The 22,669-nt window shown below is 55.8% G+C and carries 20 protein-coding genes and 1 pseudogene; 19 read left to right on the plus strand and 2 right to left on the minus strand.

Translation table 11 applies throughout. From position 1 onward, the window contains the following. From ACI0FJ_RS10860 to ACI0FJ_RS10945, 18 genes are all read left to right on the plus strand, one after another. On the plus strand, nucleotides 1-1,482 hold the full coding sequence (locus tag ACI0FJ_RS10860) for a phytoene desaturase family protein (protein ID WP_424303048.1): 1,482 nt from the start codon (nucleotides 1-3) through the stop codon (nucleotides 1,480-1,482). Further along, nucleotides 1,473-2,708: a beta-ketoacyl-[acyl-carrier-protein] synthase family protein gene (locus ACI0FJ_RS10865; protein ID WP_424303051.1), complete on the plus strand. Its 1,236-nt coding sequence runs from the start codon at nucleotides 1,473-1,475 to the stop codon at nucleotides 2,706-2,708. Before ACI0FJ_RS10860 ends, ACI0FJ_RS10865 begins: the two co-directional genes overlap by 10 nt. Beyond that, on the plus strand, nucleotides 2,698-2,958 hold the full coding sequence (locus tag ACI0FJ_RS10870; RefSeq protein WP_424303054.1) for an acyl carrier protein: 261 nt from the start codon (nucleotides 2,698-2,700) through the stop codon (nucleotides 2,956-2,958). The genes ACI0FJ_RS10865 and ACI0FJ_RS10870 overlap by 11 nt, the downstream gene beginning before the upstream one ends. A 1-nt stretch (nucleotide 2,959) precedes the next feature. Continuing rightward, nucleotides 2,960-3,769, plus strand: coding sequence for a lysophospholipid acyltransferase family protein (locus ACI0FJ_RS10875; protein WP_424303057.1), 810 nt, complete (start codon nucleotides 2,960-2,962; stop codon nucleotides 3,767-3,769). A gap of 16 nt (nucleotides 3,770-3,785) precedes the next feature. After that, nucleotides 3,786-4,202 (plus strand): hypothetical protein, encoded by a 417-nt coding sequence (locus tag ACI0FJ_RS10880; RefSeq protein ID WP_424303059.1) that lies wholly within the window; start codon nucleotides 3,786-3,788, stop codon nucleotides 4,200-4,202. 170 nt (nucleotides 4,203-4,372) lie between these two features. Next, nucleotides 4,373-4,837 (plus strand): 3-hydroxylacyl-ACP dehydratase, encoded by a 465-nt coding sequence (locus ACI0FJ_RS10885; RefSeq protein WP_424303062.1) that lies wholly within the window; start codon nucleotides 4,373-4,375, stop codon nucleotides 4,835-4,837. Further along, nucleotides 4,838-5,467, plus strand: coding sequence for a LolA family protein (locus ACI0FJ_RS10890; protein WP_424303065.1), 630 nt, complete (start codon nucleotides 4,838-4,840; stop codon nucleotides 5,465-5,467). Nucleotides 5,468-5,471: 4 nt separating this feature from the next. Beyond that, the gene (locus ACI0FJ_RS10895; protein WP_424303068.1) at nucleotides 5,472-7,832 is read left to right on the plus strand and encodes an MMPL family transporter; all 2,361 of its coding nucleotides are present in this window, start codon (nucleotides 5,472-5,474) and stop codon (nucleotides 7,830-7,832) included. Continuing rightward, the gene (locus ACI0FJ_RS10900; RefSeq protein WP_424303071.1) at nucleotides 7,829-8,488 is read left to right on the plus strand and encodes a hypothetical protein; all 660 of its coding nucleotides are present in this window, start codon (nucleotides 7,829-7,831) and stop codon (nucleotides 8,486-8,488) included. The genes ACI0FJ_RS10895 and ACI0FJ_RS10900 overlap by 4 nt, the downstream gene beginning before the upstream one ends. Further along, nucleotides 8,485-8,865 (plus strand): hypothetical protein, encoded by a 381-nt coding sequence (locus tag ACI0FJ_RS10905; protein ID WP_424303074.1) that lies wholly within the window; start codon nucleotides 8,485-8,487, stop codon nucleotides 8,863-8,865. Before ACI0FJ_RS10900 ends, ACI0FJ_RS10905 begins: the two co-directional genes overlap by 4 nt. Then, the gene (locus tag ACI0FJ_RS10910; protein ID WP_424303076.1) at nucleotides 8,862-9,320 is read left to right on the plus strand and encodes an acyl-CoA thioesterase; all 459 of its coding nucleotides are present in this window, start codon (nucleotides 8,862-8,864) and stop codon (nucleotides 9,318-9,320) included. Before ACI0FJ_RS10905 ends, ACI0FJ_RS10910 begins: the two co-directional genes overlap by 4 nt. Nucleotides 9,321-9,323: 3 nt before the next feature. Next, a complete protein-coding gene (locus ACI0FJ_RS10915) occupies nucleotides 9,324-10,691 on the plus strand; it encodes a lipid biosynthesis B12-binding/radical SAM protein (protein ID WP_424303079.1) in 1,368 nt (455 codons plus the stop codon). Continuing rightward, on the plus strand, nucleotides 10,691-11,899 hold the full coding sequence (locus tag ACI0FJ_RS10920) for a DUF2062 domain-containing protein (protein ID WP_424303082.1): 1,209 nt from the start codon (nucleotides 10,691-10,693) through the stop codon (nucleotides 11,897-11,899). The genes ACI0FJ_RS10915 and ACI0FJ_RS10920 overlap by 1 nt, the downstream gene beginning before the upstream one ends. Beyond that, nucleotides 11,896-12,813, plus strand: coding sequence for a lysophospholipid acyltransferase family protein (locus tag ACI0FJ_RS10925; RefSeq protein ID WP_424303085.1), 918 nt, complete (start codon nucleotides 11,896-11,898; stop codon nucleotides 12,811-12,813). Before ACI0FJ_RS10920 ends, ACI0FJ_RS10925 begins: the two co-directional genes overlap by 4 nt. A 1-nt stretch (nucleotide 12,814) precedes the next feature. Continuing rightward, nucleotides 12,815-13,066: a phosphopantetheine-binding protein gene (locus ACI0FJ_RS10930; RefSeq protein WP_424303088.1), complete on the plus strand. Its 252-nt coding sequence runs from the start codon at nucleotides 12,815-12,817 to the stop codon at nucleotides 13,064-13,066. Nucleotide 13,067: 1 nt separating this feature from the next. Beyond that, nucleotides 13,068-14,270 carry a beta-ketoacyl-[acyl-carrier-protein] synthase family protein gene (locus ACI0FJ_RS10935; RefSeq protein WP_424303090.1) on the plus strand — a complete coding sequence of 401 codons (1,203 nt, stop codon included), beginning with the start codon at nucleotides 13,068-13,070 and terminating at the stop codon, nucleotides 14,268-14,270. Further along, the gene (locus ACI0FJ_RS10940) at nucleotides 14,267-15,241 is read left to right on the plus strand and encodes a beta-ketoacyl synthase N-terminal-like domain-containing protein (protein WP_424303092.1); all 975 of its coding nucleotides are present in this window, start codon (nucleotides 14,267-14,269) and stop codon (nucleotides 15,239-15,241) included. The genes ACI0FJ_RS10935 and ACI0FJ_RS10940 overlap by 4 nt, the downstream gene beginning before the upstream one ends. Further along, the gene (locus ACI0FJ_RS10945) at nucleotides 15,241-16,461 is read left to right on the plus strand and encodes an AMP-binding enzyme (RefSeq protein WP_424303094.1); all 1,221 of its coding nucleotides are present in this window, start codon (nucleotides 15,241-15,243) and stop codon (nucleotides 16,459-16,461) included. Before ACI0FJ_RS10940 ends, ACI0FJ_RS10945 begins: the two co-directional genes overlap by 1 nt. A gap of 382 nt (nucleotides 16,462-16,843) precedes the next feature. On the opposite strand, the pseudogene ACI0FJ_RS10950 reads toward ACI0FJ_RS10945, so the two are convergent. Beyond that, nucleotides 16,844-18,058, minus strand: a pseudogene (locus ACI0FJ_RS10950) (IS5 family transposase); the annotation flags it as partial. A gap of 506 nt (nucleotides 18,059-18,564) precedes the next feature. Here ACI0FJ_RS10950 and ACI0FJ_RS10955 point away from each other — a divergent pair. Next, nucleotides 18,565-19,884, plus strand: a complete 1,320-nt coding sequence (locus ACI0FJ_RS10955; protein WP_424303096.1) for an agmatine deiminase family protein — start codon at nucleotides 18,565-18,567, stop codon at nucleotides 19,882-19,884. A 335-nt stretch (nucleotides 19,885-20,219) separates the two neighbouring features. Here ACI0FJ_RS10955 and ACI0FJ_RS10960 read toward each other — a convergent pair whose 3' ends face one another. Continuing rightward, nucleotides 20,220-21,965 (minus strand): dipeptidase, encoded by a 1,746-nt coding sequence (locus ACI0FJ_RS10960; RefSeq protein WP_424303099.1) that lies wholly within the window; start codon nucleotides 21,963-21,965, stop codon nucleotides 20,220-20,222. Nucleotides 21,966-22,669: the final 704 nt, after the last annotated feature.

Raw genomic sequence — 22,669 nt, forward strand, 5'->3', positions numbered from 1 at the left:
ATGAAGTACGACTTCGTAATTATCGGTGCCGGTGTTTCGGGCATGACTTCCGCCCTACTTCTCGCCAAACACGAACACAGGGTTGCGCTTGTAGAGCAGTTTCGTCATCCCGCCCCTACGCTCAGGGGCTTTTTCCGGCAGGGCGTATACTTTGACACAGGCCTGCATTACACGGGCAGCTTCGCTCCCGGCGAGATTCTCGACGTCTATTTCCGCTATCTGGGCATGACCGGGATTGAACGCGAAAGCTACAACCCAGACGGATTTGATCGGCTGCTTTTTCTAAACAATGGCCAGGAGTTCAACCTGCCCATAGGCTACTCTCGCATGGAGGCATATCTAGGAGAACTCTTTCCGCAGGAAAGGAAAAACATCCAAACCTATTTGAATGCTGTGCGTGACGATTTCGACACATCGCCGTTTTTGAACCTTTCACGCTCCCTTTCCTTTGATAACCTTACCGACATCCCAAGCAATACAACGCTGGCCGCCTACCTGGACAGCCTGACGGACAACGCCATGCTCAAGTCCGTCCTGTCCATGCACTGCATGCTTTACGGAGTGCCGCCGGAAGAAACCCCCTTCACCAACCACGCAAAAATCGTCGGTTCCTATTTCCAGTCCGTACATGGAATCAACGGCGGCGGGCTGTCCGTTGTCCGCTCCTTTGAAAAAGCCCTGAAGGACGCGGATGTCTCCCTTTTTTGCGGCAGCGGCGTAAAGCATATTCTGCTTGCAACGGACGGAAGCACCCGAGGCGTGGAACTGGAAAACGGCCAAATTTTCGAAGCCCCTAAGGTCCTCTGCACCACCCACCCCGAAGTGCTTTTGGATCTTGTGCCCGAGGGTGCCTTTCGCCCGGCATATCGTCGTCGAATCCGCAGCCTCAGGGACACCCCTTCGGCCTACATGCTCTTCGGCATAGCCGACGGCCCCATTGATTCCATTGAAAACAGAAATCTTTACGTTTGTCCGGCAACTGATGTTTCGTCTTTTTTCCGCCCGGACCGGCACCCGGAACAAGGCCCCTTTTACGTGGCGTCCACGGCCTCGGCCAAAGACAACAGACGGGGCGTTGTCGCCATTGCTCCGGGCTTTGCAAAAGACGCCGCTCAGTGGCTCGATTCACGCACCGGCCACCGCCCGGAAAGCTACAGCGAATACAAGGAAACAAACCTTTCTGCTGTTCGCAAAGCCCTGGTAGAGGCTGTTCCGGAACTTGGTCAGGTCCGTTTTGTGGACGGTGCAACTCCGCTGACCCTGCGCGACTATATGCAGACGCCAACAGGCAGCCTCTACGGCTCCGGCCATTCAATCAATCAGTTCAATCCCGTACCGGGCACCCGCATCCCCGGCCTTCTTCTGGCTGGTCAGTCGGTAGTCGCCCCCGGAGTGCTCGGCGCTGTGGTTTCGGCATTTCTCACCTGCGGCTACATCATCGGGCACGAAAGAATTCGCGAGGAACTTATCACATGCGCCTGAAAAGGGTTGTAATAACGGGCTTGGGGGCGGTTTCCCCCTTTGGCAAAGGAGCCGACCAATTATTCGAGGCCCTTGCTGCCGGAAAAAGTGGCATTGAGATTGTCCCCGAGCTGAAACGGATTGGCGGATTGGGACCACGCGTCACCGGCCCTGTTACAGGGGTGGATCCACGCGAAATTCCCCGCAAGAATCGGCGCTCCATGTCCCGCATGTCCATCTACGCCCTGCTTGCGGCTCAGGAAGCACTCGCCCAGGGCGGTGTGGACGAAATCATACGTACGGGCGGCAGGCTGGGCATTGCCATGGGGTCCACCGTAGGCAGTGTGGACACCATGGAAGAATTTTTCAATGAATACCTAGTGTCGAAAAGCATCGAGCACATCAAGTCCATGCTCTTTTTTCGCATCATGGGCCACTCCTGCGCCGCCAATGTTGCCCAAACGCTGGGCATAACCGGCAGGACGCTGGCTCCCTCCGCCGCCTGTTCCACAGGTTGCCAGGCCGTGGGACTGGGGTACGAGGCCGTGGCCCTCGGCCGCCAAGACATGATGCTTTGCGGGGGCGCAGACGAATTCCACCCTCTGACCGCCGCCACGTTCGACATCATGCAGGCTGCCTCCACCAAATACAACGACAGGCCCGACTGCACCCCGCGGCCCTTCGACAGGGACCGGGACGGCATTGTCTGCTCCGAGGGGGCAGGACTTTTGCTGCTGGAATCCCTGGACTCCGCCCTTGAACGCGGCGCCGACATCCTTGCCGAGGTTACCGGCTTTGCCTCCACCTCCGACGCAACCAGCATTGCCAATCCCGATCCCGCCCCCATGCGCCGCTGCATGGAAACGGCCATGAAGGATGCAGGACTTGAAACGTCCGAAGTGGGGTACGTCAACGCCCATGCCACCGGTACCATGCAGGGCGACGAGGCGGAATGCCGGGCAATTGCCGACCTGCTTGGTGAAGTTCCGGTTTCCAGCCTCAAGGGGCACCTTGGCCATACCATGGCGGCAAGCGGTGCGCTGGAACTCATCGCCTGCGTACACATGTTGCGGACAGGCCAACTCATCCCTACCCGCAACCTGGAAAACCCTGCACCGGAATGTTCCGGCGTGCGCCATCTGCGCACTGTGGAACAAGCCTCCATCCAAAACATACTCAAAAACAACTTCGCCCTTGGCGGAGTGAACTGTACCGTAGCGCTAAGGAGATTCTCGCATGACGGATAATGAAATAATCGAACGCACCAATGCCGCCCTGGCCGAAGAATTCGAGCTGGAGGCCGAGGACATGGTGCCCGAGGCATCTTTCAAGGACGATCTCGAATTGGACAGCCTTGATGCCGTGGACATGGTCATCGTTCTGGAACAGGAATTTGGAATCAAAATCGGCAAGGACCCGCAGATAGCCCAGATCAAAACTTTGGCCGACCTGTACACCTACATCATTGAAAAGAAAAACGCGTTAGTTACCCAATAAGATGCAATCCGCCTGGCGTAACTTTTTCAGTCTGCGCGGCATGGTCCGTAACATCGGCTCCTATTCGGGCCTCGCGCTGCTGACCCTGGTTACGATCATCCTGTCTCCCCCGGGCTATATGCTCATGCGCTGGCTACACGGCTACGAACCGGGACATGCAGTCCGTAAAATCATCTGGATGTACGGACGGGTATGGACCTGGATGGTATCGCTTTTTGTGCCCTTCCAGGCGCAGACGGGTACCGTGGCGGACTATCCGAAACCCAGTATCATCGTTGCCAACCACCAGTCGTTTTTCGACGCCTTTTGCATGGGGGCGCTTCCCATTTGGGATGTCGCCTTCGTCGTCCGGGCCTGGCCGTTCAAAATTCCCTTTTACGGTCCCTACATGCGACGGGCAGAATACCTGAACAGCGAGCACTTGAGCTGCGACACTTTTCTAAGTGAAGCCAAAAAAAGGCTCGACAAGGGCACCTCCATCCTCATCTTTCCGGAAGGCACACGCAGCACAAAAGACAAACTGGGCCGTTTCTATTCCGGGGCGTTCAAGCTTGCGGTTGAAACCGGAACCCCCATCGTGCCCATGTGCATACAAGGCACCGGCGCTGTTCTCCCCAAGAGCAACGCATGGCTGAGGTACCACTCCATATGGGTGGAAACTCTTGCCCCGGTCTTTCCCGAAGAATTTTCCCAAACCGGTCCCAAGGCCCACATTGCAATGCGTAAACAGGTCAAGCAACGTATTGGTCAAAGGCTACAAAAAACCCAGCAAGCTGATGCTCCAAGTGAAATATGTCAGGAAAACGTGTAAACATAAGGAGAATATCATGAAATGCAGTGGTAAACGTCTTCGTTCCTCAGTCATCGTTCTTGTGGCCGCTTCCATGTTGTTCATCGTAGGTTGCCGTACTTCCCCGGTTCACAATGTAATAAACGCCCCGATCGTGGCACCCAGCGAAGCCAGCCCGGACATGGCCAAAATACGCGCCGCCATCATCAAGGCCGGAGTCGGCCTTGGCTGGCAGATGAACCCGGTTGAAAGCGGGCACATCGTCGCCACGCTCAACATCCGCTCTCACCAGGCAGTCGTCGATATCACTTACAACACGAAAGACTATGATATTGAATACAAAAACAGCGTAAACCTGAAGTACAACGGCTCCACAATCCACAGCCAGTACAACAACTGGGTCAAAAACCTTGATCGGGCCATACAACAGGAGTTGGCGAGCGAGTTGTTATAAGCACACTGCACCAACAGGTACACAGGGCGGAAAATACATTTCCGCCCTTTTTAAGGAAAAAAGACTGCATGCCCGGCAGACAACAACACCGGCATTCAGCCTGTTTGCCTGCCAGCCAAAGGAAACCGCAGGCTATATTTGTACAGTCGCAAGACCAAACAGGAGACGACATGAGCGCCGCTTCCACAGCACTTCCAACAAATGCAGAACCACTGCTGCCGCACAGCGCGCCCATGGTATACATAGATCGTCTGCTGAAGGTAGAGGATGAATACGGGATGTGCGAAACACGCCTCTCCCCCGGCCACATGCTCCTTGATGACGAAGGACGCATGGACCGCGCCGGGTTCGTCGAACTGGCCGCACAAGGATATGCCGCGGTGCAGGGTTTCGAATTCGCCAGCAAAGGTCTGCCCTTTCCCGTTGGCTATCTTGTCGGCGTACAGGCCTTTGAATGTTTCGGTGATGCATACGAAAACGACCTGTTGCACATAGAAACCAAAACGGTAGGCACCTTTGAAGGCTTCGGCGTGGTGCAAGCCACCATCCGCCACGGCAACAGCGTGTTGGCACAGGGCAAAATCAAACTGTATGTCCCAAATGCGGAGGAGTTAGAAATGGAGGCGGAACGCTAGATGGCACGTCTTGTCACTCTTCTTCTCCTTCTCGGATGTCTGCTCGGCATTCCTGCCGAAGCATACGCCCAATCGCCGGATGTGGACGCAGTACTCCGCAAGATTCAAGAGCGGGTGGCGACCATCGAGACCATTTCCAGCAGCTTTACGCAGACAAAACACCTTTCCATGTTCGACGGCGATCTGGTCTCCACCGGGAAATTTCTGTTCGGCAAGCCAGACAGGCTGCGCTGGGAATATCTGACCCCCATGGTAAGCGGCTTTGCCCTGGACGGAAAAAAAGGCCTGAGCTGGGAAGGAACCACGGGAACACGCAAGGAATTCAGCCTGCGCAGCGACCCGGTTATGGGTGTGGTTGCCAAACAGCTGCTGGCCTGGGCCTCCTTCGACCTGGAACAACTGTCGCAGCAGTATTCCATAGAGCTTGCAGGAGATGCCCCCACGGCTTTGAAACTCACGCCCAAAAGCAACGTCGTACGCAACTTTCTAACCGATCTTGTCATTGAATTTTCCCAATCAGAGGACACGCTTAAACAGATTGAACTACACGAAAAAGGTGGCGATTTCACCCGCATCATTTTTGAAAACACAGTCGTGAACGGCCCCATTTCCGAAAAACTGTTCAGGTAGTTCCATGTTCAACGTCTTCAACCGTCTATACCGCACCTTCGCCCCCAGAAGATTTCTGCTTCTGGCTGTCACCGCAATGCTCGTCTGTGCCTGCGGTCTTCTTTTCTCGCGGCTGGTGGTACGTGAAGACATCAGGACCATGCTCCCGGACGGGGCCACCAAGGTGGCAGAGGACTTTGCCCTGCTACGACATGCCCCCTTTACCCAACGCCTGACCATTACGGTAAGCGACCCCGACGGCGATCCGACAACCGCGGCAACCCGACTCGCCCAGGCGCTGCAAGGGGACGTGTTCCCCCAAGTGGTCACCGGCCCTCCAAACGACATTTCCCCCGATTTTCTGACAACACTCCTCGAGGTCGCGCCCGGACTCCTGACGCCCAAGGACCTCGACAAAATCAAGGCTACAATCACCCCCAAAGACATTCGCACGATTTTGGAAAAAGACTTCCACACGCTGATAACACCAAGCGGACTGGCCTTGAAGAACGTTATACGCCAGGACCCTCTGGAAATCCGCAATCTGCTTTTTCCCAAACTGGCATCTGCCGCAAGACTCGCCAATGTACGTGTGGACAATGGTCACTTTGTAAGCCGCGACGGAAAACATGCGCTTGTACTGGCGGATACCACCATCCCCATGACCGATTCGGTGGGTGCGGCCAAGGTTATGTCCCGTTTCCGGGAAGCGCTGAAAGCCCTGCCAAAAGACGCGCAAGCCGTGCCTGTGGGCGGGCACCGCCACACCCTTGCCAATGCGGAGGTTATCAAGGGAGACCTGAGAATCATTCTTCCGGCCTCCATGGTGTTGCTTGTTCTGCTTTTTTTCGCGTTTATGCGCACCCGACAAAGTTTATACGTATTTCTCGTGCCAGCCTGCGTGGTCTGCATTGCGGGTGTGGCCACCTCCCTGGTTTACGGCAGCATTTCCGGCATCGTCCTCGGCTTCGGCGCCGTGCTTCTGGGCATATCTGTGGACTTCGCCCTTCATGTTTTCTACGCCCTGCGCCAACCACGACCGGCAACTGAACAGAATCCAGGAGAAACTCTGGCCCAGGTCGCCCGTCCGGTCGTCTTCGGCGCACTGACCTCGGCAGCTGCCTTTGCCGCCCTGCTCATTTCCGACATTCCCGGCATCCGCCAGATGGCTGTCTTTTCCATTTTCGGGCTTGCAGCCTCACTTTTTCTCTCGCTTGTGGTTCTGCCCCATTTCATCACCCCGGCAAAGGATGCAGCTCCCGCCCGTGCCCACGTACAGGCAGGCACACGCCCGCATCCCTTCTGGCTGTTCGCGTCCTGGGCCGTGGTCCTTGCCGCGGGGCTGTGGTTCGGCCTGCATACTCAGCTCAACGGCGACCTGCGGGAACTGGGCTATGTTCCTGCCGAAATCCAAAAGGATGAAGACACCACGCGCTCCATCTGGGGAGGAATGCGGGAAATGGCCATGATTTTCGCCAAGGGCGACACCTTTGATGCGGCATTGCAGACCAACGACAAGGTCTGGCAAATGGTTCAGGACGTACACGAGGACGACACCGCAGTCAGCCTTGGGCCTATTCTGCCCTCGCGGGAAACACAGGCTCTGCGAAGTGCGGGCTGGAACAAATTCTGGAACAGCCACGGTCCTGATGCGCTCCGGCTCATCGAAACCGAAGGAAAGCCTTTCGGCTTTTCAAAGACGGCCTTCGCCCCTTTTAAAGAGTACATTCATAGACCTGCAGCCCTCATGACGGCCGAGACGCTGGAATCCCTTGGGGCTGGCGGTCTGCTGGACATGCTGACCGTACAGGGGGACAGGGGATCGCTGGTCATGACTCTCCTGCCTGACACGGCACAACTCACCCGGATGTTCACGCCGGAAGTGGAACAAAAACTAAATGCCCGGCTGGTCTCGGGAAGCCGTTTCCGAGAAATGCTGGGAGAGGCCATGCGCCGTGATGTCGTGCGCTTCGGAAGCACCGCCTTTGTGGCCATTGCACTGCTTACGGCACTGCTGTTCCGCAATATGCGCAAAACACTGCTCGCCCTTCTCCCTGTAGGCATAGGCGTAACCGCAGTATTGGGGGCCATGGAAATTGCGGGGCATAGCCTGAACCTTTTCCACATCGTGTCCATCCCGCTGGTCATGGGACTTGGAGCGGACTACGGAATTTTCATGGTCTGCCGCCGCAGGGCCCAATTCAACCACGGCACCGAACGAGCTGTGCTGGTTTCCGGCCTGACCACGCTGGCCGGTTTCGGATCGCTTACCATGGCACGGCACCCGGCTCTGTTCTCCATAGGGCTGACGGTGCTCACCGGCATTAGCGCGGCCATGCTCACCGCACTCCTCCTTGTTCCCAGGCTGGACGGAGGCAGCGAATGATACGGACAATCGCTCTGCTGTTGCTGCTGCTTTGCACCGCCTGTGCCCCAAAGGGCCCGGACATGGCTCCATGGCAGCTGCCCCCCACACCCAAGGGTGAACGCCTGGCAATGGACAGCCGCCTGCCGAACGAAAAGCTCGTCATGCGACATACAGTACACCTGCAGGTTCCGGGCTGGCATCTGGACAATACCCTCGACGGCATCATGCGCCTCGACACTGAAACGCAGACCGCACGTATCGTGGGCATGGGCGGATTCGGGCTGAAACTTTTCGACCTGAGCGTGACCCCAAAGACGCTGAAAGTACATTTCCTGCACCCCAGCTTGGCCCGCATCTCCAACGCTGCGGAACGCATCGCCTTCTGCATCCGGCGGATATGGCTCGATTACGGTCCCACACCGCACGACGGCCTGGCAGATGTTGACGGCACAACACGACTTTATGGAAAACAGCACGGCGTCCTGATGGAGCATGTTTTTTCGGGCGGACAATTGGACGTTACCCGTGCACTGGGGCCAACAGAATTCTGGGAAATACGCTACGCAGGCCGTACAGCGGATACACGCCAGCCCGAACAAATAGAATTTACCGACGGCGAGGGCCGATATTCGCTCCTCGTCAGACTTGTCGATGCAAGGATATCCCCCAAATGAGCAGCCTCCTTCAGGAAATCTCGGCCTGCGCAACAGGTCCGGCAATACCCGCCAGCAACGGTGGATTGGAAATGGAATTCGTATTTCCATCCACGTTCTCAGCGTTCAACGGCCATTTTCCAAACAGCCCAATTGTTCCGGGCATGGTCCAGATCATGGCCGCCATTCTCACGGTGAGCGCGGGCCGCTCTCTTCAACTGGTCAAAGTCAGCCGCTCCAAATTCACGCGCATCGTTACTCCGGACGAGCCACTCAAGGTCGTAGCAACGTCCGTTGAAAAGGCCGGACGCATCCAGGTTTCTGCACAACTGTCCTGCAACGACGAGGCGGCTGCGTCTCTGACCTTATTTCTGGAACCTACGGAAAAGGCACAATGAAAAAACCATATTTCAAGCTCGTTCCCAGTGCCCCCGCTCCCCTTGCCATAAGCATCTCCCGGCGCATTCGCTTCGAGGAGGTCGATCCGCTGGGCATTGTCTGGCACGGGCACTACCCCAGCTATTTCGAAGATGCGCGCGTGGCCCTTGGCGACCACTACGGCATCGGCTATCTCGACTTTCACCGTGAGCACGTGGTTACCCCCATCAAACAGATGCACGTAGACTACGTTCTGCCGTTGCGCTTTGGCGAAAGCTGCACGGTTACGGGAAAGCTGCACTGGGCCGAAGCCGCACGCATGAATTTCGAATTCGAAATCCGCAACGAGGCAGGAAAGCTGACCACCACGGGGGCCACAGTACAGCTTTTTCTCAAAGAGGACGGAAGTCTGCTCATGGCTCTTCCGGACTTTTACCAGGAATTCTGCGACCGCTGGAAAAAGGGAGAGCTGTAACCCATGCGCGTCCTCCTTATTGCCACAAACACCGAAACAGAACCCTACCCGGTTTTCCCGCTCGGCATGGCGGTGATTGCCAGCGCACTGTCCTCGGCAGGACATGACGTCCACCAGGTGGACTGCCTTGCCTCCGGAGGAGGGCGCGAGGAAGTTCGCCGTTTCTGCCGAGACTTCACCCCCGAAGCAGTGGGCATATCCCTGCGCAACGTGGATAACGTCGATTCGCTTACGGCGCATGAGCATTGGGCACTTGAAGGTGTTCGCGAAATGGTCGCCTTTATCCGCTCCCTGAGTCCTGCACCCGTATTCATGGGTGGCCCGGGTTTTTCACTCATGCCAGGCAAGATTCTCGACTACACGGGCGCGGACTACGGGGTTACGGGAGAAGGCGAAGCAGCCTGCTGTGAATTGTTGGACCTGCTCTCCCAGGGGCAGACGCCCCCCAGGGTGATGAAAGGGAAAAAACGACTGACCGGACAGGACATCCACGGTGCCGCCCCCGATCCTCAAATCCTGGATTACTACCTGCAGGAAAGCGGCATTGCCAGCATCCAGACCAAGCGAGGCTGCCCCAACGCCTGCTCCTACTGCACCTATCCGGCTTTGGAAGGCACAAAGATACGGGCCAGGGAACCGGGGGCGGTAGTGGACGACATAGAACGTCTGCTTAAGGACCACGAGGTCAACGAACTTTTTTTTACAGACTCGGTATTCAATGACAATGAAGGGCACTGGCTGCGTCTGGCCGAAGAAATGGCACACCGCGAGATCAAAATACCCTGGAGCGGATTTTTCCAGCCCACGGAAATGCGCCGCGAAGAATTGAAGCTGTGCAAAAGGACCGGACTCAAGGCCGTGGAACTTGGAACCGATGCGGCTTCGGATGCAACGCTCAAAGGCATCTGCAAACGCTACGACTTTGCCACGGTGGAGCGCGTCAATGCCCTGTGTGTTTCCGAACAAATGCCCTGTGCGCACTTCATCATCATGGGAGGCCCGGGCGAGACAGAGCTGACGGTCCGGGAAGGCCTTAACAACATGGAGAGGCTCGATCACTCCGTGGTCTTTGTCTTCCTTGGCATCCGCGTCTACCCGGACACGCTTCTCCTCAGGCAGGCCATTCGCGAGGGAATCCTGCCACCGGAGACGAACTGCATAGAGCCCACCTACTATTTTTCACCGCATATCGACGCAAAAACAGTGGAAGACCAGCTCACCCAGGCCTTCAAGGGCAGACGAGACCGTCTGTTCCCGCCCTCCAAGGGACAGGAGCAGATTGCGGTAATGCGTAAGTTCGGTTTTCGAGGCATCCTATGGGATACGCTCATCCGCTTCCCCAAAAATCGAGTCCGGAAAGGCCGTCCCTGATGCCCATGCAGACGCCTCCAGCAAACATACAGGACCGCGTGCTGGTCGTGGTCCCCGTATACAATCACGCGGCAACCCTAAGGGTGGTGGTGGATGGCATACTGGCCGTGCACCCGAATGTGCTTGTGGTGGATGACGGCAGCGACGACCTGACGCAGGGCACACTCTCGGCCCTTGGCGTCCCGGTTGTGCGCCACCCCCAAAACAAGGGCAAGGGCGCTGCCATCCTTACCGGTGCCCGAAAGGCCCGGCAGATGGGGATGACCCACATCATAACCATTGATGCGGACGGGCAGCATGCCCCGGCAGATATTCCCGCCTTTCTTGATGCCATTGGTGAGGACGAGAATGCAATTGCCGTGGGGGCACGCAATTTCAACACGGCAAACGTCCCCGGCTCTTCCCGGTTTGGCCGCAAATTTTCCAATTTCTGGCTGCGCGTGCAGACCGGCGTAATACTGTCCGATGTGCAGAGCGGCTTTCGCGCCTATCCTCTGGCCGTACTGGAACACCTGAAGTTCACGGAAACCCGCTACAGTTTCGAGATTGAAGTGCTTGTCCGGGCCGCCTGGGCAGGCTTTCAACTGCGCGACGTGGACGTGGACGTATATTATCCGCCAAAGGACAAACGCGTTTCGCATTTTCGGTCCTTCATGGACAACGTGCGCATATCCCTGCTCAACACCCGGCTGACCATCCGGGCCATCATCCCTATCCCACACCGCAAATTCGGCCAGGATGAAACAGGCAAAATTTCTCCCATACACCCGCTCAAATCCCTGCGCATCCTTTTGGCCGATGATGCCACCCCCATGACACTGGCGCTGTCCTGCGCATTGGGCATTTTTCTGGGTACGCTGCCGCTCATCGCCTGCCACAGCATTCTCATCCTGCTTGCTGCCGGTTGGCTGCGGCTGAACAAAATAGCAGGGCTGGCGGCAAGCCAGCTGTGCATGCCGCCCTTTGTTCCGGCATTGTGCATCGAAGCCGGGTACTTCATGCGACACGGGAAATTTCTCACCCAAATATCACTGCAGACGCTGGGCTACGAAGGCCTTCAACGCATCTGGGAATGGCTGCTCGGCTCGCTCGTGCTGGCCCCTGTGTTCTCCGTAATCATCGGCGGCGTCGTCTACGTTATGGCCAAAGGTGTTTCGCTCGGCCTCAAAGCGCACGACGCACCACCCACCAGAGAAGGCGAGCTATGAGCACCCAGCAACAAAAGTGGAGCAGCAAAAGCATCGGCTCCCGCCTCCAGCACGGCATCTTCTATCTGATCATCTGCACTCTGGGCAGAACACCGGCGTACATGCTGCTTTTCTTTGTGGCGCTCTGGTACACCATTCGCCCGCTCACGCGCGCCTACTCCGCCCCCTATCTGGAACACCGCTTCCCGGAGGCAAAAGGCCCAGCCAAGCTCTTACACTGCTTTCGGCTGAACTGGACCTTCGGCCAGACGCTTGTGGACAGGGCCGCAGTGGGCATCCTGCGCAAGCTCGACATAACCGCCACCAGCGAGGACGAAGCAACGTTGCAACGCCTTTGCGCCGAAGGAAACGGACTGATTCTGCTGAGCGGCCATGTCGGCTGCTGGCAGACCTCCATGGCCGGGCTGAAGAACATAATCGACGCCCCCGTGCACGTTGTCATGCACCGTGCCGCAGACGATATAGACCGCCACTACTTTGAACATACCGACGGCCCTGCTCCGTTTTCCATCATAGACCCGCGCGGCTACCTGGGGGGAACGTTGGAGATAATCGATGCCCTGAACAAAGGAGGAATACTCTGCGTTATGGGAGATCGTCTCTTCGGCAACGACGGCAATGCGGTGGAAGCGCCATTTCTGGGAGAGACCGTGCGCCTGCCGGTAAGCGCCTATCGCCTGGCCTCAGCCACGGGCGCTCCGATCATCGTATTTTTTTCCCTGCGCACCGGGCCGGGTCGGGCCGTACATAAAATAGCCAAAGTTATCCGGGTTCCCGAAAAACTAGGAAGATCCGACAAAAACTATCTTTCCTACGCACGGGAATTTGCTGCTGCTCTGGAGGAGCTTACCCGCAACGCTCCCTACCAGTTTTTCAACTTCTACGACATGTGGGAACATAAGGACCAAAGCTGAAATGGATATCAAGGAACAACTCAAAGAAGCCCTCGTCAGTGAACTGAACCTCGAAGACATTACCCCTACGGATATTACCGATGACGAACCACTGTTCGGCGAAGGGCTGGGCCTCGATTCGCTGGACGCAGTCGAATTGGTAGTGCTTGTACAGCGCATTTTCGGAGTGGAAATCAAGGACATGGACCAAGGAAAAGAAGCGTTCCAATCCGTAAGTTCACTGGCAAAATTCATTGAGGACAACAGGGACTAGCATGCGCAAGGCTCTCCCCGTCAGCGTTACAGGAATGGGCTGTGTCTGCGCTGCCGGGCTTTCCCTGCCCGAGTGCCTGAAAGCACTCGACACCGGCGTACGAGCTCCCAAAAAGCCGACGCGTTTTGCCAACGGACACGCCAAGATCTACCCGGTCTTCGAGCTTCCCGAGGCTTTTTTCTGCATGCGGAAAATACAGAAGCCCGAAATATCCGTTACCGTACGGATGGCCCTGCGCGCCGCGCATGAAGCACTGGCCCAGGCGGGCTTGCCCGCGCAACAGACTGCGGGCCCCCGCATCGGAGTATGCATAGGCACCTCTGTTGGCGCGTCGCTCAACTTCCCCGACTTCTACCGCGCCCACCGCGAAGGAAACTCGCCGGAGCTTGGCCCCATCCACCGCTACCTTGCTTCCAACCCGGCCCTGGCCGTAGCCAAGGAGCTTGGAGCGACCGGTCCGGTACAGACGATAGTCAATGCCTGCTCTTCCGGGGCCGACGCCATTGGCATGGCCGCTTCATGGATTCGCCAGGGACTGTGCGACGTTGTTATTGCCGGTGGAGCCGACGAACTTTCCGAAGTCACCTACAACGGATTCGTCCGGTTGATGATCACCGACGAAGCCCCTTGTCGCCCCTTTGATCAGACCAGAAAAGGGCTGAATCTCGGGGAAGCCGCCGGGATGCTCGTTCTCGAATCCGAAAAATTCAAAACCGAACGCGGCGCACATGAATTGGGCACCCTGCTCGGATACGGTACCGCGGCAGACGCCTACCACCTTACGGCCCCCCGCCCGGACGGCCTGGGACTGAAAAAAGCCGTTGCCGATGCCCTGGCCGCAGCCGGTCTGGACAGGAAGGACATCGCTTTCATCAACGCCCACGGCACTGGCACACCAAACAACGATATAGCCGAAGCTTCGGTATTCAACGAACTTTTCCCCGAAACTCCGTTTGTGGCCACCAAAGGAGTTACCGGCCACACTCTGGGTGCGGCCGGAGCCATCGAGGCTATTTTCACCTTGAACCACCTGGCGGAAGGCAGGCTCCCAGCCAGCCCCGGATTCACCACTCCGGACCCGGAACTCGGAACCGGTCCCACCACCACGCCGCTTGCGGTTGCGGGCAAGGCGGCCATATCCCAGTCGCTGGCCTTTGGAGGCAACAACTCCGTACTTGTAGTGGGCAAAGAAGGGGAAGCATGATGAGACTGGCAATTGAAGGTCTGGGCCTTGTCGGCAGTTTTGGCAACAACCCGTCCGCCCTGGCTGAAAACGCACGCCGGGTCCTTGCCGGGCAAACGCCTCTCCCCTTTGAAGACACGTCCACCGAAGCCCTGAAAAATTATCTGCCGGTACGTGCTCTGCGCCGTGTTGACCACTTTACGCGCATGACGCTTTTAAGCGCATATGCAGCCGTTGAGGACGCCGGACTTTCCCCGGAAGAACTTAACGACACGGGTATTGTGCTTGCCACGGGCTACGGCCCGGCCAAACTGACGTTCGACTTTCTCGATTCCGTCATCGACTTCGGTCCGGGTATGGCCTCGCCCCTGGCCTTTTCGCACTCGGTACACAATATCCCGGCAGCCACGGTTGCGATCAAAATGCAAATCAACGGTCCCTGCTTCACGGTCAGCCAGTTTGAAACCTCTGTTGCCGCAGCGTTTCTTACAGCTCGTTCATGGATGGCCGAGGGGCGGGTTTCACGCGTCCTGCTCGGGGCCGTGGACGAACGCACCAGCCTGCTGGAAGAAAACACGCAGCGCATTGCCGACATCCTTCCTGCCGGCTCGGAAGGACGTCGTATACACCCCATCGGCGAAAGCGCTGTCTTTTTTTGTCTGCACGCCGAAGAAGCCAAGGCCCGACATGGTGTGGTCGATACCATTCTTTTTTCCCGCACCCGCCCCGATATGCCGGACAATACACCGGTGTTCTTTTCCGGGGCAGCAAGTGCCGAACGCCGCAAGTCGTTTTCTCAAAACACGTACGTTTTTTCCAACAGTTATGGGAACCTGCCCACAGCCATGGCCTTGGATGCCGCCCTGGCCGCTCTCGCCCTGCAAGGGAAACTGGTACCAGCCATCGCCCCCCAACAGCCCATTGTCTGCGTAAACCGCGACCGATTCGATAACATCACAAGTCTGACCATCGCACCGCGGGAGCACATATAATGCCGAACCTGCATCTTACAGAACACGACCTCCACACCATTCTCGCCAGCTTTCTCCGCAGCCACTTGCTGACAAAACGCAAGGCTCAATTTCTTTTTATGCAAAGCGATAAACTGAATGCCCTCCCATCGACGCCGCCTTCGGCGCTTGGGCTGACAAAGGCCGAACTCCAGGAACTCGCCGTCTCCTTCGCCACCATGTTCAACCTGCCCAAGGAGATGGCCGACCGGCTTGCCGTGATGTCTACGCTGAAAGATTGGGCGCACACAGCCTTTGCCGCTAACCACAGCCCTCTGGAGACCATTGTTTTCATGACTTCCGGCAGCACGGGCATCCCCACTTCCTGCCCCCAACCTTTTGCCCTGCTGGCACAGGAAATCGAAGCTCAGGCGCAGATCTTCACGACACGTTCCCGCATCCTTACGCTTGTACCACGGCACCATATCTACGGTTTTCTCTTTTCGGTGCTGCTGCCCAAAGCGCTGGACATTCCGGTCGTGGACCTGCCCCCCGTACCCACAACATCCATGACCGAAAAAATGCGAGATGGGGACCTTGTCATTGCCTTTCCCATGTTCTGGAAAGCGATGTCCCAACTGGAAGCGATCTTTCCCAAGGGCGTGCACGGCGTAACCTCCACAGGTCCCTGCCCTGCCAAGATTATTTGCAGTTTGCTGACCCAGGGGCTTTCCCGCATGACAGAAGTCTACGGCTCATCGGAAACAGGAGGAATGGGCACACGCAACCACCCGGACGACGCCTACACACTGCTGCCATTCTGGCAGCCGCACCCGCGTGAGGTAAAAAATCCCGCCCAGCTTATGCGCAGCATGCCTAACGGAGAAATAATCGGACCTTATGCCCTGCCGGACCACGTTGCCTGGGAAGACGCCCGCCGGTTTCGCCCGATAAAACGGACGGACAAGGCCGTGCAGGTGGCAGGAACCAATGTCTACCCGGAAAAGGTGATGAAGCTCATTAGTTCGCACCCGCTGGTCGTGCAATGCACGGCACGACTGATGCGCCCGGAGGAAGGCGACCGCCTGAAGGCCTTTATCGTACCCTCGCCCCAGGTGTCCGAGGAAGCTGCCCGCCGCGAACTCCGGAAATGGATGGAACAAAATCTCGCACCCGTGGAAATTCCAAAGTCCATTACCTTTGGTGAATCCCTCCCAGCAAACGCCATGGGAAAGACAGCGGACTGGGAAATCGAACGCTGAACGGAAAGAAAAATCTTTGTCGCACACGTGGCTGTGGCTGCGATTTCCTCGCCTGTGGTTCCACATAGCATTGGAAAACACGGTGCACAGGGGGCTGTACAGATATAGTGTTCACCTGCCACTCGTCGCCTTTGCGAGGTGACTGTGTATCCCCCCAAGAGCCGCTCCGCCGAAACGGACATTGGGCACAAAACCGGACACAAAACCTGCGGAACATCTGGAACGTCTGGAACCTGCGGGACAGGATAACCGCGTAACATACTTAAATTAGTCAGGCCTGAAAAACCCGTTTCAGCTTCTACGCCACATTTTCCGCCAGCCGTCGGCTTGAGTCTTTGCCGAGGAGCAGAAACGCCAAGAGCGCAAAAAACTCTCCGATTTTCCGCATCCACTTCCTGAAGTTGAACGCCGCTGCGGCCATAAACAAGTTAATGGCGTCGCCGACCGCGCCCTTGAGATAGCTCCGGGCCATGCGGTGATCGTGTTTGAGATGGCCGATCACCGGCTCGATAGCCGCCCGACGGCGGAAGCGGAGCCGCGCCATAAGGCGCTGGTACGGTGTGTCCTTCTTCTTCGGAGGCTTTGGGATGAGGATTTGCGTGTCACCGACCTGATTCAGGCCCCTGTAGCCTCGGTCGCAGATCGCCATGGACGGACAGACCCCGGTGACCTCCCAACACTGTTCGAGGACATCCGGCAACGTATGGCCGTCGTAGACGTTCTCGTTGAACGACATCGCGCCGACGATGATACCCGTAGTTTTTGTGACCGCGATGGACGCCTTGCGCCCGAACTCGTACTGCTTGTGCGCTTTACCCTTGGAGATGCAGAGAATATCGGGTTCGTGTAGGCTGTAGACCTTATTCTTGTCGCTTCGTTTCTGGTCCTTGACCCGCTCGTACAGGTCAAGTCGCTCCTGGTGGCGGCCCAGGGCTTCGCCCGGCAATTTGCGCCGGAGTTCACGGATCAAGGCACCAGCCATTGTCCGCATCTTCCTCGCCTTTTTGGCCATCTTCATCCGTTTCAGCCGAAGCTTGGGGAGCGTGCGCTTGAAGCTGCGGCGTAGACCGACGCCTTCGCTGTCCGCGATCTTACGGCAGCCCTCGATGACTTTGGTCAAAAGCTTCAGGTCGGTAGGAAAGGTTATGTTCTTTTCCTGGACCGTGGTATCCACCGTGATCTCTCGTTCTTTGGCGTCATCACCGTGCAGTTCCACGGAGACCTCGAAAATCAGTCGTGCCCCGTCCTCGCCAATGCGCTTGCGGAAATAGATCAAATCCGTGGGATCGCAAGGCAGCTTCCACTGGAACTCGGTCATACCGCAAAACGCCTGGTAGTAGGGATTTTGCGTCCATGCCTCCACGACCCGTTCGTCGCTCAGATTCTCCAACTGCTTGAGCAGCATCAGCCCGACCATTAGCCGGGGCGGCTTGGCTGGCCGACCTTGGTCGCTGTAGAGTCCGGCGAACTCCTCCTCGAATCGCCCCCAGGGAATTCTCCTCGCCAATTGAAGGAGCGGAGCCTTCGGATTGAGCTGGTCCAGAAGGTCTGGGTAAAGGAACGTACCCTGCGGCTGTTTTTTGGGTTTTGCCCTCATGATTCTCCCGCCATTCGCTGCATCATTTCGACCGGTTTTATACGAATTCACAACGTTCTCTGGTCGAAAATACTACATTGTACAAGGAGAATTGTTAATAAAAATCAATCCACTAGAGATATTTCAGGCCCGACTAACTATATGAAAATTTAGATTAAACTGGACACTGGCGAGAATTATGGGGTTGAAACCGATTTTTGGATATAGCTACTTTATTGAGCCCTATGAGTTTCTTGAACTTCCTGAATATGATGAAGATCATAGTGTAACCACACTATAGGACTAGAAAATTGTCCGCAAACGTTCTTTGTCTTATGAAAACTGGTCTGTAATCATCCACATTGTTTAGTAAGGTCTAAACGATAATTCAATCTTTCCAGTATTATAATGACAAGAGACTGTTGCATCAACCAAAACACTCCGGTGCGTTCCGTACTGAATTACGTTATTATACTCGACAAAAATCAGCAAGTTGGATTACAGACGAAGCAACAGGAGAAAAATTTATGCACAAGAGCAAATGGATGAGACTCGATCTATTGTTGTTTACTTTCTGCATGCTTGGTTGCTGGAATCTCGCGTCGGCGTCAGATGTTCAGAGTAAGACCGCGAATGAACAGACTGCGCAGACTACGGACGCCTTCTCCATGCCAGGTGAGTTTGAGCCCATTGAATCCGTGTGGCTGGCTTATCCTTGTTACGACAATTTGGCCGGACGGCCGATATCCGAGGTTCAGGGGGCCATGATCAAGACGCTGGCTCCTAGTATTTATATTGATCTGCTCGTTCAGGACGCGGCCGACCGTGCAAAAGCGGAAAAATGGGTCGCATCCCTCGGCATACCAGAGGGAAAAGTGCGTTACCATACCATCCCGCATACCGATGTCTGGGTTCGGGATATGGGCCCCATCTTCCTTTCCAACAGAAAAGGGAAGCTGCGAATAGCGGATTTCGGGTTTAGTGAATGGAGTTACAGCGACCCCACCGACCCGGACGCCATGGAAGACGAACGCGTGGACCGTCTGGTTGCGCGCGATCTGGGCTTGCCCATTGTACGTTCTTCTTTGATAAGCGAAGGAGGCGATCGCGAGTCTAACGGGCATGGCACTTTACTCACCACAGAGGCAGTAGAGTTGAATCGCAATCCAGGCATGACAAAGGAACAAATCACGGACGAGTTAAAGCGCGTTTTCAATGTTCAGAATGTCATATGGCTGAAGCAGGGGCTGGCTGATGATGATTTGACCTATTACGGGCCGCTGCCCAATGGCAAGCTCCCGGTGATGACGACCGGCGGTCATATTGACGAGTACGCGCGTTTCGCCGACCCGCATACCATTCTACTTGCCGAGGTTTCGGAGGAGGAACGCGACTCAAGTCCTGTTGACGCCATCACCTATGAACGCATGGAGACCAACTATGACATTCTCAGCCATGCGGTGGACCAGGATGGGCAACCGTTTACTCTCTTGCGGGTACCCATCGCGGAGCCTATCGAAGTAACCGTGACTGAAAAAGATCCGATTTATCAGAAGCTGGCGGAGATTGAGTACACAAACGGCTATACCTTTAAAAAAGGCGAACCCGTAACTATTGTCCTGGCTGCCAGCTACATGAATTTTCTGATTGCCAATGACGTGGTCCTGGTCCCGGCATACTGGAAGGAGGGGCGTAGCGAAAGTATGAAAGAAAAGGATGCCCGCGTGCAGCAGATTTTTGAAAAGGCATTTCCTGGCCGCACCATAGTCCGGATTAATCCTGAAAATGTAAATGCCGGTGGCGGCGGAATGCATTGCATTTCACAGCAGATGCCGAAAAGGCGTTAACCTGAAGTAGTTGCAGTATAACGTTGTATTGCTTGTAGTGGGTCATACTTGATCTGACAGTCTCTCCCTTTTGACGGTCCGCAATTGTCAGATTAATTCAGCTTTGAAACGTGTTCCGTCCCAATAAGGGGTGCTAGCAAAACAACCCGCTCACGGTAAACCCCTTGTGCAACGCCCCGAGACTTGCTCCAGGACAAAATGGAGACGTCCGGCCCCAAACCACAAAAAAGGGCTTCAGACATCTGTCTGAAGCCCTTAACTTTATCATGGTGGAGGGAGGGAACTACTCCCACGACAAAACGTCCTGGTTACCTTCTCCCACCGGGCGACCCGGTTCAGGGTTGCTTTTTGTACGTTGTCTGATCTTTTTCAAAACCAACCTTCTTGAGCCACCATGCGGGGTAAAAGACGGGCTTGGCAATGTGCGTGTCGGTATTGATATATCCATCCTCATACTTGAGGAAAAGCTGCTCCGCCAGATTCCACCATGCGTTGAGGACGTTCCGGCTTTGTTGTTCGGAAAAGTCGGTCAACAGCGCGACAGCTTCCTTGTTCTTTCCCTTGGCGTACAGGCTCTGTGCCTTAGCCTCAACGGCAGCACAATCCGTGGACATTTTTTCTTCGATTTTTTCCCTTACGGCGCAAAGATCCTTGTACATGTAGCAGTACTTCAGCGCAAGGAGATTGCCCATATAGTTGTTGACGGTCCACAGGGTGCTGCGATCGAATTTCATGACGTTGCCCTTGCTGAGGGCCGGGGGAACCGCGCTCGAACCGGCATAAAGGGGAATCGTAATGGAGGTTGCGGAGCGGTCCGGGGCAAACCAGGTCACGCCGCCGACACCGTCGGGCATGTTCTTTCGCGCCTGGCTCACATGATAATACAGACAGCGGTAAATGTTGATGGGACGTTCAAAGTATCCATGCACGGGGGTAAGCTTCCCTTCCTGGTCGGCCAGCGCCTCGGCATTGCCCTCGAACCGGTTGGGGTTGCCGAAGGGACCGGCTGCGAGCCCTTTGGTCAGATCAAACTCGGTTCCTTCGTAATTGTCCCGGCAGATACGAAGAATGTCCTTGACACTCATTTTCCGGTCAGGCTTGAGGGAGAAAGGGTACTCCCTGGAAAAAGCGCTTTTCACCCAGGGTGAAAGGTGTTTGCTGGGAGCGGCGAGGCTCAGGCCCCTCCAGACCCTGCGCTTTGAGTAGTAGGGATGATGAAATTCAACGCCGCCATAGACCTTGGTAAAATCAAGCGAGCCGTCAGCGGGTTTCCACCACCCCTTCTTTTCCGCTATGTCAAATATGTTTTTGGAGTAGCGCATTTCATCAGGTTTGCCCGTGATGATATCGCGGATGCGGAACTGGTTTGCCGCTATGAAGAATTCATCGTCGGAAAGCCGTTGGGCCACCCAAATCCCGCCTGTACCATCCATGTCATATCCGCACATCTCTATGACCCAGGCTTCCTCCGGATCACCGATTGCCAAGGTTTCCCCGGTTCCATAGTAGCCGTACTCATCAATCAACGCCCCAATAAGATCCACGGCTTCCCGGGCAGTTTTGCATCGCTCCATGGCAACCCTTCCAAGTTCCGCTGAATAGAAAATGCGTTTCCCCGGTTCCGGCTGGGGGTGGACTTTGGCCTTGTCGGTGCATTCGCCCATGATGAGCTGATGTTCGTTGATCACCGCATACGCCGAATCAATGTAGGCATAGGTGTGCGTTGCCTGGGGGATGAATCCGAGGGGCACACTCGCGGGCACGCCAGGGGAATCGTACCCGGGCCCGAATTGCTTTGTATTGAGCCGGATGGTTGCACTCGCCCCATATTCCGGTTTGTAGCCAAAGGCGTTGGCGGCATAGAAAACAGCCCGTTTGGAACCTTTGGGATGATCCATTGCAGGGATGTAGATTGCCCTTGGGTCCGAAATGCCGTCATTGGTATGACTGACCATGACAGAGCCATCAACAGATGCGTCTTTGCCGACGGCCATGATGGTGCAGGCGGCCGTAGGGGCGGCAGAGAGGAAGAGAGTGAGAAAAGAGGCAAGACAGATCATGATGCCGGGAATTTTTTTCATTTTATACCTCATTGGTATATGATTGAATGACAGCTTTCATGCACTTCAACTTCATTATATAATAAAAATTGTTTTGGGTACTCCGTCAGACTCTATTATTGTACAGAGAGAGTATTCACCCGACACTCGTCGCCTTTGGCAAGGTGACTGCTTCTCCCCCCCAAAAGCCGCTCCGCCGAAACGGACATTGGGCACAAAACCAGCGAAACATCTGGAACGTCTGGAACCTGCGGAACAGGATATCTGCATAACATACTTAAATTATTGAAAGTAGCCCATGCTCTCTCACGCCGGCAACAGAGGGCAAATCCCTTTGGGGTACCTAAGTAAAAAACGCCCGGCTCACATATGTTTAGGGGGCATTGGGTACCATCATGCCCGCAACAATATTTTTCCCCTATCCCGAATAACCTGCAATTCAGCCCTTTTCTCCTACTCCCCCCAATAATTTCCCCTGCATCCTGCTGACTCTTTTTCCGATTCGGCCTACAATTTGCTCAATGGCAATTTCAGGTGACGGCAAACGAAAACCCACGCCATTTCGTTGCGACAAGGGGATGCAACCTTCCCTCGGCAACTGGCTTGCCGGAATGAAGGAACGCGCGTTTTTCGCAGCTGTCATGCCCGATGGTTCCTTTTAAAAGCCCGTCAAAAAGGCCGTCAGCTCCCCAGGAAAAGCCAAAACTCAGCAATCAGCCACAAAC

This window comes from Desulfovibrio sp. 7SRBS1 (assembly GCF_049723905.1).
Lineage (GTDB): Bacteria > Desulfobacterota > Desulfovibrionia > Desulfovibrionales > Desulfovibrionaceae.

Excerpts from the sequence above, each read along its gene's own strand:
- ACI0FJ_RS10860 (WP_424303048.1), top strand. The coding sequence starts at position 1 with ATGAAGTACGACTTCGTAATTATCGGTGCCGGTGTTTCGGGCATGACT.
- ACI0FJ_RS10865 (WP_424303051.1), top strand. The coding sequence starts at position 1,473 with ATGCGCCTGAAAAGGGTTGTAATAACGGGCTTGGGGGCGGTTTCCCCC.
- ACI0FJ_RS10870 (WP_424303054.1), top strand. The coding sequence starts at position 2,698 with ATGACGGATAATGAAATAATCGAACGCACCAATGCCGCCCTGGCCGAA.
- ACI0FJ_RS10875 (WP_424303057.1), top strand. The coding sequence starts at position 2,960 with ATGCAATCCGCCTGGCGTAACTTTTTCAGTCTGCGCGGCATGGTCCGT.
- ACI0FJ_RS10880 (WP_424303059.1), top strand. The coding sequence starts at position 3,786 with ATGAAATGCAGTGGTAAACGTCTTCGTTCCTCAGTCATCGTTCTTGTG.
- ACI0FJ_RS10885 (WP_424303062.1), top strand. The coding sequence starts at position 4,373 with ATGAGCGCCGCTTCCACAGCACTTCCAACAAATGCAGAACCACTGCTG.
- ACI0FJ_RS10890 (WP_424303065.1), top strand. The coding sequence starts at position 4,838 with ATGGCACGTCTTGTCACTCTTCTTCTCCTTCTCGGATGTCTGCTCGGC.
- ACI0FJ_RS10895 (WP_424303068.1), top strand. The coding sequence starts at position 5,472 with ATGTTCAACGTCTTCAACCGTCTATACCGCACCTTCGCCCCCAGAAGA.
- ACI0FJ_RS10900 (WP_424303071.1), top strand. The coding sequence starts at position 7,829 with ATGATACGGACAATCGCTCTGCTGTTGCTGCTGCTTTGCACCGCCTGT.
- ACI0FJ_RS10905 (WP_424303074.1), top strand. The coding sequence starts at position 8,485 with ATGAGCAGCCTCCTTCAGGAAATCTCGGCCTGCGCAACAGGTCCGGCA.
- ACI0FJ_RS10910 (WP_424303076.1), top strand. The coding sequence starts at position 8,862 with ATGAAAAAACCATATTTCAAGCTCGTTCCCAGTGCCCCCGCTCCCCTT.
- ACI0FJ_RS10915 (WP_424303079.1), top strand. The coding sequence starts at position 9,324 with ATGCGCGTCCTCCTTATTGCCACAAACACCGAAACAGAACCCTACCCG.
- ACI0FJ_RS10920 (WP_424303082.1), top strand. The coding sequence starts at position 10,691 with ATGCCCATGCAGACGCCTCCAGCAAACATACAGGACCGCGTGCTGGTC.
- ACI0FJ_RS10925 (WP_424303085.1), top strand. The coding sequence starts at position 11,896 with ATGAGCACCCAGCAACAAAAGTGGAGCAGCAAAAGCATCGGCTCCCGC.
- ACI0FJ_RS10930 (WP_424303088.1), top strand. The coding sequence starts at position 12,815 with ATGGATATCAAGGAACAACTCAAAGAAGCCCTCGTCAGTGAACTGAAC.
- ACI0FJ_RS10935 (WP_424303090.1), top strand. The coding sequence starts at position 13,068 with ATGCGCAAGGCTCTCCCCGTCAGCGTTACAGGAATGGGCTGTGTCTGC.
- ACI0FJ_RS10940 (WP_424303092.1), top strand. The coding sequence starts at position 14,267 with ATGATGAGACTGGCAATTGAAGGTCTGGGCCTTGTCGGCAGTTTTGGC.
- ACI0FJ_RS10945 (WP_424303094.1), top strand. The coding sequence starts at position 15,241 with ATGCCGAACCTGCATCTTACAGAACACGACCTCCACACCATTCTCGCC.
- ACI0FJ_RS10955 (WP_424303096.1), top strand. The coding sequence starts at position 18,565 with ATGCACAAGAGCAAATGGATGAGACTCGATCTATTGTTGTTTACTTTC.
- ACI0FJ_RS10960 (WP_424303099.1), bottom strand. The coding sequence starts at position 21,965 with ATGAAAAAAATTCCCGGCATCATGATCTGTCTTGCCTCTTTTCTCACT.